Raw genomic sequence first — 10,468 nt, 5'->3', positions numbered from 1 at the left:
CTACGAGAGCTTCGCCGAGAGCCTCGGTGACGCGCTGACGCACCAGAAGTCGGCGTGGGCGCTCCGGGAGCGCGTCAAGGAGCTCACCTGCCTCTACGGGATCGCCCAAGTCGCCGAGCGCCCGGGGATCACGCTCGAGGAGATGCTCAGGTGCATCGCGGAGCTTCTCCCGCCGGGGTGGCAGTACCCGTCCGAGTGCTCCGCGAGGATCGTCCTCGACGGCCGCTCCCATCCGACCGCCGGTTTCCGGGAGGGGCCGCACCGGCAGGCCGCCGACATCGTGGTGGACGGAGTACCCCGAGGCTCCGTGGAGGTGTTCTACACGGAGGAGAAGCCGCCGCTCGACGAAGGCCCGTTCCTCAGGGAAGAGCGGAGCCTGATCCACGAGGTCGCGCGACAGGTGGCGCTCATCCTCTCGAGGCGCCAGGCGGAGACGGAGAAAGCGCGCCTCCAGGACCAGCTCCGGCACGCCGACCGCCTCGTCACGATCGGCCAGCTCGCCGCTGGCGCCGCGCACGAGCTGAACGAGCCGCTCGGAGGGATCCTGGGGTTCGCCCAGCTCGCCGGGAAGCACGAGAAGCTCCCTCCCGAAGTCCGCCGGGATCTCGAGAAGATCGTCCGGTCCGCGCTGCACGCCCGCGACGTGGTCCGCAAGCTCATGCTGTTCGCCCGCCAGACGCCGCCTCGGAAGATGCGCGTGGACCTGAACCGGCTCGTGGCCGAGGGGATCATGTTCGTCGAGCCGCGCTTCGCCGCCGAGGGGATCGTCCTGCGCCGGAGGCTGGCCACGGACCTGCCCGAGATCGTCGCCGACCCGGGCCAGATGCACCAGGTCATCGTGAACCTCGTGGTCAACGGGCTCCAGGCGATGCCGGAGGGCGGGACCCTGACCCTCGAGACTCGCGCCGGGAAGGACCACGTCGTGCTGGCGGTGGAGGACACGGGAACCGGCATGACCGAGGACGTGGTCGAGCGCGTTTTCATGCCGTTCTTCACCACGAAGGACATCGGCCAGGGAACCGGGCTCGGTCTCTCGATGGTGCACGGGATCGTCACGTCCCACGGGGGCTCGATCCGCGTGGACAGCAAGCCGGGACGCGGCTCCCGATTCGAGGTCCGGTTGCCTCGGCGGTCGGCCGGGGACGCGGCCAAGAGGGAGGAAGGGAATGGCGCCGTCGGCAGGTGAGCGCATCCTGCTCGTGGACGACTCGCCCGACACGCTCGAGGTGCTGGAGCGCAATCTCACCCTGGAGGGGTACTCGGTGGCCACCGCGCCGGGTGTCGCCGAGGCGGTGAGGATGTTGCGCAAGACCCCGTTCGACGTGGTGGTGACCGACCTCAAGATGCCGGGGGCCTCGGGACTCGAGCTGGTCCGGCACGTGCGGGACAATCACCGGTACACCGAAGTGCTCATGATCACCGGCTACCCGACGGTGGAGAGCGCCGTCCAGGCGGTCAAGATCGGCGCGGAGGACTACCTCTCCAAGCCGTTCACCGCCGAGGAGCTGGCGGCGGCGGTCGAGCGCGCGGTCGCGAAGCTGCGCTCCCGACGCGCCCTCCCCGTCGAGGATCGACGCGCGCGGGGGCCCCTCGCCGCCCTCGTCGGGAGCTCGGGAGCGATGCGCGCGGTCTCGGCGGCCGTGGAGCGGGCGGCAGCGAGTTCGGCCCCCGTCACGGTCTTCGGTGAGCACGGGACCGGGAAATCGCTGGTCGCCCGGGTGATCCACCTCGCCGGGGCGCGCTCGCGTCGTCCGTTCGTGCGCTTCGACTGCGAGCCCGTCCCGGGGCGTCACCTCGCCCGTGAATTGATCGGGGAGGCCGAGCGCGGCTCGGGCGCGAGATGGGGCTCGGACCCCGGGCTCCTCGCCGCGGCCCGAGGCGGAACCCTGGTTCTGGAGGGTTTCGACGAAGGCGACCCGGAGCTGCACAAGGCGCTCGCACGCGTTGTCCGCGCCGGGGTGACCGGCCGGTCCGGGGCCCGCGGCGGCGGTGCGGTGTCCTCTCGGGTGATCGTGGCCGTGGCCGCCGAGGCGGGAGATCCTTCCCGCCGCCCCCCCCCGCGGACGGAGCGGGGAGACGTGCTGCCCGGTATCGAGATCTCCTTGCCCCCGCTCCGCGAGCGGATCACCGACGTTCCGGCGCTCGTGGAGCACTTCGCGCGACGTTTCGCCGCGGGCGTCGGTCGTGCCGCGCCGGGCTTCACCGAGCGGACGATCGCCGCGCTCATGGAGCACGTTTGGCCGGGCAACGTCGGCGAGCTCGCCAATCTCGTCCGATGGCTCGTGGCGCGGAGCGGTGAAGACTCGGTGGACGTTCCGGACTTGCCGGCGCTCCTGCGTTATTCTGCGCAGCGGGATCCGGCGCGGTTTTCGACCCTCGCGCAGGTGGAGGCCGCGCACATCCGAAGCGTGCTGGCGGCGGTCGGCGACAACCGCACGCGGGCCGCCGAGATCCTGGGCATCGATCGCAAGACGCTGAGGGAGAAGGTGAAAAGGGGCGCCTAGCGTAGGGCGCGGGATCGAGGCACGCCGGTTGCAACATCGATCGGTGACGAACGGGACCGGAGGGCGGGCTCGAAACCGATGTCTTGGTCGGGATTCTGGAAGGATCGGGCGAATCGGGCGGCGGATCGGCGGAGGCTCCGCGACGGCGTGGAGCCGCCGCGCGCGGTGGCGCGCCTGCTCGAGGCGGGTGGCAGGGCCCTCACGCCGTGGGGCTCGGTCCGCCTCGCCGTTTACGCGGTCTTCGGCGCGCCCGGGGCGCGCCTCAGGCTCCTGGCCCTCCATCTTCTCGACCGGGACACGCCGCGGCGGATGCGGCTCGTCGCCTCGCTGGCCGCCGACCTCCGGGGGCGGCTCGGCGACGGCTGCCGGGTGACGACCGGCGGGTTCGAGCGCCGGCTCCTCCGGCGCGACCTGGCGCGGGTCCCGCGGGCGATCGGAGTTCTCCTGCACCGGTCGACACCGCTCCTCGTCGCGCAGCCTCGCGCCGAGGAGCACGTCGTCGAGATCCTGCGCTTCGCGTCCGAGCGGCGGCTCGCGGTGTTCCCTCGGGGGATCTCGTCGTCGGCCTTCGGCGGGGCCGTTCCCACCCGGAACGGCATCGTCGTCGACTTCTCCACGATGGCCCGCGTCCTCGAGATCGACCCGGTGGCGCGCGTCGCGCGGGTCGAGCCCGGGGTGCGCTGGGCCGATCTCGCCGCGCGGCTCGCACCGTTCGGACTCGCCCCGCTCACGACCCCGTCGAGCCGATTCTCGACCGTCGGCGGCTGGGCCGCGACCGGCGGCCTCGGCCTCGAGAGCTTCCGCTACGGCGCGCTCGTGGACGCGCTCCTCGCCGCCCGGGTCGCGACCGGCACCGGCCGGACGCTCGAGCTCCGCCGCGAGGACGGAACGCTCCGAGACTTCGTGGGCACCGAGGGGCAGCTCGGCCTCTTCACCGAGCTCGCGCTCCTCGTCCGCGAGATCCCGAGGACCAGCGGTCCGCGCCTCCTCTATTTCGACGGCCTTTCCGCGGCGCTCGAGTTCGTCGAGCGGCTCGCCGCCTCCGGTTGCAGGCCGTCCCACGTCGCGGTCAACGACCGGGAGCGGATGGCCGAGGAGAACCGGCTCTTCCGCGACCGCACCCGCCTCGCCCAGCCGATCGTGGAGGAGCGCGACGCCGTGCTCCTCCACTTCGACGACCCGGCCGAGGCCGCCTCGGTCCCGGCGGGCGGCGAGCCCGCGGGGGAGACGGCCGCCCGGTACCTGTGGTCCGAGAGGTTCTTCCCGCTCAAGGCGCAGCGGCTCGGGCCGAGCCTGCTCGCGAGCGAGGTCGTGCTGCCGCTCTCCGCCGTCGCCGGCTTCGTCGGCGAGGCCCGGACCGCCGCGCGGCGCTTCGGGGCCGCACTCTCCGTGGAGATGTCGGTGACGCGGGGCGAGCGGGAACCGGAGGGGGTCGTCATCGCGGCGTTCGCGTGCGACGCGTCGCACGGCCTCGACTACACGCTCCGCCTCGGGCTGGTCCAGCTCCTCACCCGGGCCGGGATGAGGCGCGGCGGCCGGCCGTACGGGATCGGCATCTGGAACGCGCCGTTCGTTCGTGCCGCGTTCCCGGCGGAGCGCCTCCGGGAGCTCGCCCGGCGAAAGCGGGAGCTGGACCCTCACGGCCTCGTCAATCCCGGGAAATTCTTCCGCGTGCGGACGCGGCTCCGCAACGTTCCCGCCCTCCTGTTCGGGCCGCGGGCCAATGCCGCGGCCCTGGCCCTCCTGGCTCTGGCGTCGCCCGCGGTGGGAGCGCTCGGCCGCGCCCTGTCGCGGCGGCGTCCGCACGCCGAGGGATGGAGGATCCCGGCGCCGGAGGAAGACGGCGGGCGCCGGCTCCTGGTCGAGACCGCGAAGCGGTGCACGTTCTGCGGCGCGTGCGTCTCCACCTGCCCGGCGTACCTGCTCACGCGCGAGGAGCTGGTCACCGGGCGAGCCAAGCTCCAGCTCGTCGAGACCCTCTCCCGTGGCGGGGCGGTTCGCGCGGAGGAGGCGCACCGCCCGTTCCAGTGCTTCGCCTGCGGGCTCTGCGAGGAGGTGTGCCAGACCCGGCTCCCGCTGGTGGCGTGCTACGAGGCCCTCGAGCGTTGGATCGCGGAGCGCGACGGCCGTCCCGACGAGCTGATCGCGGCCTTCGCCGCGCGGGCGGACGCGGAGCGGGCGAACTTCTCCCGCGCCTTCGGCCTCGATCTTCCCGAGTGGCCCGACCGGGAGGCCGAGGCGTGAGCCGCAACCACGACCTTACGCCCCGTCCGGCTCCGCCGCTCCGGCCGATTCCCCGGCCCTGTCGGGTGATCCGCTCGACCCGCTGCATGAACTGCGGAACCTGCATCGAGGCCTGCGTCTACGACTGCCACGAGCGGCGCGCGGACGACCCGCGCCGCATGGCGGACCCCAAGGAAGCCTGCTGCCGCAACTGCTTCGCGTGCGTGTTCCGCTGCCCGCGCCAGGCGCTCAGGCTCGAGCGGAACCCGGTCCACGCGGCTCTCGGCGACGCCACGTACACACCCGAGATCGTCTGCTCGCTCCAGGAACAGGCGACCGAGGGCAAGGTCCCGGTGAGCGGCGCGGGATACGGCGGCCCGTTCGACGGCGAGGGGTACGACGGGATCTGGACCGACATGTCCGAGATCGTCCGGCCGACGCGCGACGGGATCCACGGCCGAGAGCAGATCGCGACCACCGTGACCCTGGGCGCCGCGCTGCCCGATCTCTGCGGCATGGTCTTCGACGCGGAGGGAAGCCTCAAGTCCCACATCCCTCCGAGCCGCGAGATCCCGATCCCCGTGGTGTTCGGCCTCCTTCCGTTCTCTCCCGGCTCGGGCGCGGAGGAAGCGCTGGCCCTGGCGGCGAGCCGCCTCACGACCTACGCGTCGGTGCGCGCGGAGGACCGCCCCGAGCGGTTCACGGAGCACCTCAACCACCTGGTCGTCTGCATGCGCCCCGAGGAGCTCGATGCGCGGCGGTCCGTGCTCGACTGGGCGACGATCGTGGAGTTCCTGCCGGGCGGAGGCGCGGTCGCCGCCGTCGCGCGGGTGCGCGAGATCAACCCCCACGTGCTGACCGTCGTCCGCGTTCCGGCCGGGGCCGGAGCCGCCCGCGAGATCGTCGCCCTGGCCGACGCGGGTGCCGAGACGATCCACCTCGCGGCCGGGACCGACGGCCGCGGCGAAGATGGCACCGCGCTCCTCTCCTGCCTGAGGGAGAGCCACCTGTCGCTGGTGGAGCGCGGGCTCAGGGACCGGCTGACCCTCCTGGCGTCGGGCGGCGTCGCCGTGGCGGAGCACGTGCCGAAGGCCATCCTCCTCGGCGCCGACGCGCTGGTCGTGGACGTCCCTCTCCTGATCGCGATGGGCTGCACCGTCTGCTCCGACTGCGGCCTCGCGCGTCCATGTCCGCTCGGTCTCGGCGGCGTGGACGTGCGCTGGGGCGCGACGAGGGTGATCAACCTGATGCTTGCATGGCGGGACCAGCTCCTCGAAGTGCTGGGGGCGATGGGACTCCGCGACGTGCGGCGATTGCGCGGCGAGACCGGCCGGGCGATCTTCGCCGCCGACGCGCGGCGCGGGTTCCTCGAGCGCCTGGGCCGGGGCGCCGCCGGGACGCCCGCGGGAGCGCCGGGCGGGAGCGAGGCCGGGCCACGTCGTGCGGCGATCGCCGTGGCGCCACACCGCTTCGCCACCGCGCTAGGCCCCTTCCGCGTCGCCGTGGACCGTGGGCGGTGCACCGATTGCGGCCTCTGCGTCGCGAGCTGCCGGCCCGGGGTCCACCGCAGGACCGAGGGGAAGGCCTCGCTCGAAGAGCCGCGCCACGAGCGCTGCCTCGGCCCGTCCTGCCTCGAGAACGACTGGTGCTGCGTCCGGGTCTGCCCTTGGGACGCCATCGAGATCGAGGACGACCCGACGGAGCTTTCGCTCGGCGACCGCAGATGGACCGCCGCGCTCCTGCGGGAGACGTGGCGGCAGGCGAGGACCGGAGCGCCGACGCCCGATGCCCCGTCGGCGCTCTCGGGGGGCTCGGGCGGGGGCTTCGACGCGCTCAGCCTCGAGACCCCTCCGGGGGTCGAGCCACGCTCGGGCCCGATCGACCTCTCGATCGACCTGAACCGGCGGTCGGAAGGGCCGAGGCTCGCGATCCCGATCCCGATCTACGGCGGCGGCATGTCGTTCGGGTCGGTGTCCCTACAGGTCATGATGGGCCGCGCGCGCGCGGCGCGGCGCTGGGGGACGTTCACCTCGACCGGCGAAGGGGGCTACCCGCCCGAGCTGGCCGAATACTCCGACCACGTCATCACGCAGATCGCCACCGGCCTCTTCGGCGTGCGCGAGGAGACGATCCGGCTCGCGCGCCTCGTCGAGTTCAAGTACGCGCAGGGAGCCAAGCCGGGGCTCGGCGGCCACCTGCTCGGCGAGAAGAACACGCCGGGGGTCGCGGCGATGCGCGAGGCGGTCCCGGGGACGGCGCTCTTCTCGCCGTTCCCGTTCCACTCCGTCTACTCGGTGGAGGACCACAAGAAGCACCTGGACTGGATCCGCGCGATTCACCCCGAGGTCCTGATCTCGGTGAAGGTCTCGACGGCCGCCGACGTGGACATGGTGGCGGTGGGGAGCTACTACGCCGGGGCCAACGTGATCCACCTGGACGGAGCGTACGGAGGGACCGGCGCGGCGCCGGACATCGCCAAGAAGAACATCGCCCAGCCGATCGAGTACGCGGTCGCCCAGGCCCACGACTTCCTGGTCTCCGAGGGGATCCGCGACGAGGTGGCGCTGATGGCGAGCGGGGGCGTCAGGACCGCCGAGGACGCGCTCAAGGCGATCGCCCTCGGCGCCGACGGGGTCGTTGTCGGCACCGCGGAGCTCGTGGCCATCGACTGCGTCCGCTGCTGCAACTGCGAGCGCGGACGGGGCTGCCCGATCGGCATCGCGACCACCGATCCGTCGCTCGCGCCGCAGCTCACGCCCGACCTGGTCGAGGCGCGGATCTCGAACCTCTATCGCGCCTGGGCCGATCACTTCGCGCGGCGGCTCGGGGAGCTGGGACTCTCGTCCGTGCGCGCGCTGCGCGGCCGCCGCGACCTCTTAGCACCGTCGCGGGAGGAGGTGAGAGCTTGAGCGACGCCCGCGCGATCCTACGCTCCCGCATGCGTCTCGTCTCCGGCACGCCGCAGGAGCGCCGCACCCTCGAGGGGGGCTGCGGCGTCATCGGGATCGTCGGCACGGCGCCGCTTCCGGGCCGGTTCATCATCCGCCCCTGCTGCCAGATGAGGAACCGCGGCAACGCCAAGGGGGGCGGCGTCGCGGCCGTCGGCCTCTTCGGCGACCTCCGCGAGCACTACGCGATCCACGTGGCGTACCTCGAGGCCGGGCTCCGGGAGGAGATCGAGAGGGACTTCATCTTCTCCCGCTTCGACGTCGCGCACGTCGAGCGCCAGGAGAGCCTCGACGACCACCGCGAGGCCGGCCTCTCGATCCGGCCTCCCGCGGTCGTGAGGTACTTCTCCCGTGTGCGTGAGGACGTCCTCACGGCCTTCCGCGCCGAGACCGGGATCGAGGATCGCGGGGCCGCCGAGGACGAGATCGTCTACCAGAACAGCTTCCGGCTCAACCGGACCTACTACGTCCGCGAGCGCCCCGGAGCGTTCGTCCTCTCCCACGGCCGGGACCTGATGATCCTCAAGGGCGTGGGATACGCCGAGGAGATCGCGCGCTTCTACCGGCTCGAGGAGCGGCGCGCCCACCTCTGGATCGGGCACCAGCGCTACCCCACCCGCGGCCGCGTTTGGCACCCGGGGGGCGCCCACCCGTTCGCGGGGCTCCACGAGGCGCTGGTCCACAACGGCGACTTCGCGAACTACCACGCGGTGACCGAGTACCTCCGCCAGCGCGGCATCGTCCCGCTGTTCGTGACGGACACCGAGGTCTCGGTGCTCCTGTTCGACCTCTACACGCGCGTCCTGGGGTACCCGCTGGAGTACGTGATCGAAGCGCTCGCGCCGACGCCCGAGGGGGACTTCGAGCGGCTGAGCAAGAGGCGCCAGCGGATCTACCGCGCGATCCAGGCGTCGCACCTCCACGGCTCCCCCGACGGCCCCTGGTTCTTCATCGTGGCCCGCGCGGAGCCTCTGAGTCTCGCGCCGCAGCTCATCGGGATCACCGACGTCTCGATGCTGCGGCCGCAGGTGTTCTCGCTGCAGGTCGGCGACGAGAGCTACGGCGCGATCGCCTCGGAGAAGCAGGCGATCGACGCCTTCTTCGAGGGGCTCGCGGCCGAGGACCCGCGGGTGCCGCCGGTGGCGGACCGGTACTGGAACGCCCGGGGTGGAAGCTGCACCGACGGCGGCGCGTTCGCCTTCACGGTGAGGCGAAACGGGAGCGGCGCCGTCCTCGACGTGCGGGACAAGTTCGGGACCGAGGTGACCGCCGAGGCGACGGGCGCGCGCGAGCGCGCGCCGCACGTTCTCTCGCGTCCGGGCCGTCCCGCCGTGGCCGCCGCGGCGGAGGGCGGCGGATGGGAGCGGGAGGGGAGCGGCTGGCTGCCCGGCGTTCCGTTCGGGACCCGGCTCGCGCCCGGAAGTGCTTCGTTCGGACTCGCCGAGCGACTCATGCGCGATCTGAGGCGCGGAGAGTTCGGCGCCTTCGCCGAAGGGGCGGCGAAGGCGAGGAGCGAGGGAGGTCGCGCCGGCTGGCGCGCGGCGCTCGATGTCCTGACGTTCCTCCGCGACCGCCGGTGGCCGGCGGGAGGGCAGCGACACGCGTTCGTCCTCGCCGCCGCGGACCGCGCGATCCGGGAGGAGCTCGACGCGCTCCCCGGCCCCGCGGCGGCCGACGGCCTGGGAGCGGTCCGGCTCACGCGGGACACGGCGGAGATTTCGCTCGGCCCGCCTCCCGATGCCGACGCGTGCCTCGCCGTGGACGCGCGAGGGTTCGATCCCGAGGGGCCGGGGTCGACGTCGCGGGCTCTCGTCGCCGCTCACGCTGCCGGGTGGCGCCGCTACGTGGTCTACGGCGCTCGAGGGGACCGCTTCCTCGGCTGCGGCCTGGGGCCCGACACCTCGGACGTGCGGATCGACGTCTACGGCTCGAGCGGCGACTACCTCGGCTCGGGGATGGACGGCGCGACGCTCGTCGTCCACGGCGATGCCCAGGATCAGGTCGGGCAGATCCTCAAGGCCGGCCGGATCGTCGTCTTCGGAAGCGTCGGGCAGACGTTCCTGTACGGCGCCAAGGGCGGCGAGGCGTTCGTGATGGGCTCCGCGGCGGGGCGGCCCCTGATCAACGCGGTCGGCAAGATCCGCGCGATCCTGAACGGCACCTGCCTCGACTACTGCGCCGAGAGCTTCATGGCGGGGGACCAGCTCGGCGGCGGGTTCGTGGTGATCAACGGCCTCGCCTACGATGGCGGCGAGGTGATCGGCCTCGAGACCAAGTACCCGGGGAACAACCTGTTCTCGCTGGCGTCCGGGGGCGCCTGCTATCTCAACGATCCGTATCGGACCGTGACCGAGGACCAGTTGAACGGCGCCAGCTTCGTGCCGTTCAAGCAGGCGGACTGGAACGTGGTCCTGCCGTACCTTCGCCTCAACGAGGACCTCTTCGGGATCTCGATCCGACACGACCTCCTGATCGTGGACGGCGTCCTCAAGTGGCCGAAGGAGGTCTTCCGCAAGATCGTCGCGAGCGTCGCGACCGGCAAGCTCGATTGGTCGTCGCTCCCGGCGTGAGCGTCCTGCTCATGTATTGGCAAGAGGGCATCGGCTTCTTGTTGATGTCGGGAGGGCTTCTTATCCTGGGGCTGAGGCTGAGACCCGGAGATTACGATGAGGGCTCTCCGTGGCTCTACCTGACGCGATACGCCAAGTACACCTCCTTGATCGCGGCCGTGGCAGGCATCATCCTCGCCCTGAGATTGTTGATCTTCCCGCCAGCACCGTGAAGGTCGATGAC

At 72.4% G+C, this 10,468-nt stretch carries 6 protein-coding genes; all 6 read left to right on the top strand.

Annotated features, from left to right (window positions below):
- A partial coding sequence (locus LAO51_03460) for a PAS domain-containing sensor histidine kinase (GenBank protein MBZ5637797.1) occupies positions 1 to 1,186 on the top strand: 1,186 nt, incomplete at its 5' end.
- Positions 1,167 to 2,504, top strand: a complete 1,338-nt coding sequence (locus LAO51_03455) for a sigma-54 dependent transcriptional regulator (protein MBZ5637796.1) — start codon at positions 1,167 to 1,169, stop codon at positions 2,502 to 2,504. The genes LAO51_03460 and LAO51_03455, both read left to right, overlap by 20 nt.
- 147 nt (positions 2,505 to 2,651) lie before the next feature.
- Positions 2,652 to 4,748: an FAD-binding protein gene (locus LAO51_03450; protein MBZ5637795.1), complete on the top strand. Its 2,097-nt coding sequence runs from the start codon at positions 2,652 to 2,654 to the stop codon at positions 4,746 to 4,748.
- On the top strand, positions 4,745 to 7,636 hold the full coding sequence (locus tag LAO51_03445) for an alpha-hydroxy-acid oxidizing protein (GenBank protein MBZ5637794.1): 2,892 nt from the start codon (positions 4,745 to 4,747) through the stop codon (positions 7,634 to 7,636). Before LAO51_03450 ends, LAO51_03445 begins: the two co-directional genes overlap by 4 nt.
- Positions 7,633 to 10,245, top strand: a complete 2,613-nt coding sequence (locus tag LAO51_03440) for a glutamate synthase (GenBank protein ID MBZ5637793.1) — start codon at positions 7,633 to 7,635, stop codon at positions 10,243 to 10,245. Before LAO51_03445 ends, LAO51_03440 begins: the two co-directional genes overlap by 4 nt.
- On the top strand, positions 10,242 to 10,457 hold the full coding sequence (locus LAO51_03435) for a hypothetical protein (protein ID MBZ5637792.1): 216 nt from the start codon (positions 10,242 to 10,244) through the stop codon (positions 10,455 to 10,457). The genes LAO51_03440 and LAO51_03435 overlap by 4 nt, the downstream gene beginning before the upstream one ends.
- Positions 10,458 to 10,468: the final 11 nt, after the last annotated feature.

Source organism: Terriglobia bacterium (assembly GCA_020073205.1).
Classification (GTDB): domain Bacteria; phylum Acidobacteriota; class Polarisedimenticolia; order Polarisedimenticolales; family JAIQFR01; genus JAIQFR01.
Note: the sequence above shows the minus strand (reverse complement) of the source record. Positions and strands in the feature narration are given on the sequence as shown.

Bases quoted from the DNA above. Each gene is read 5' to 3' on its own strand.
- LAO51_03455 (MBZ5637796.1), top strand. From the start codon at position 1,167: ATGGCGCCGTCGGCAGGTGAGCGCATCCTGCTCGTGGACGACTCGCCC.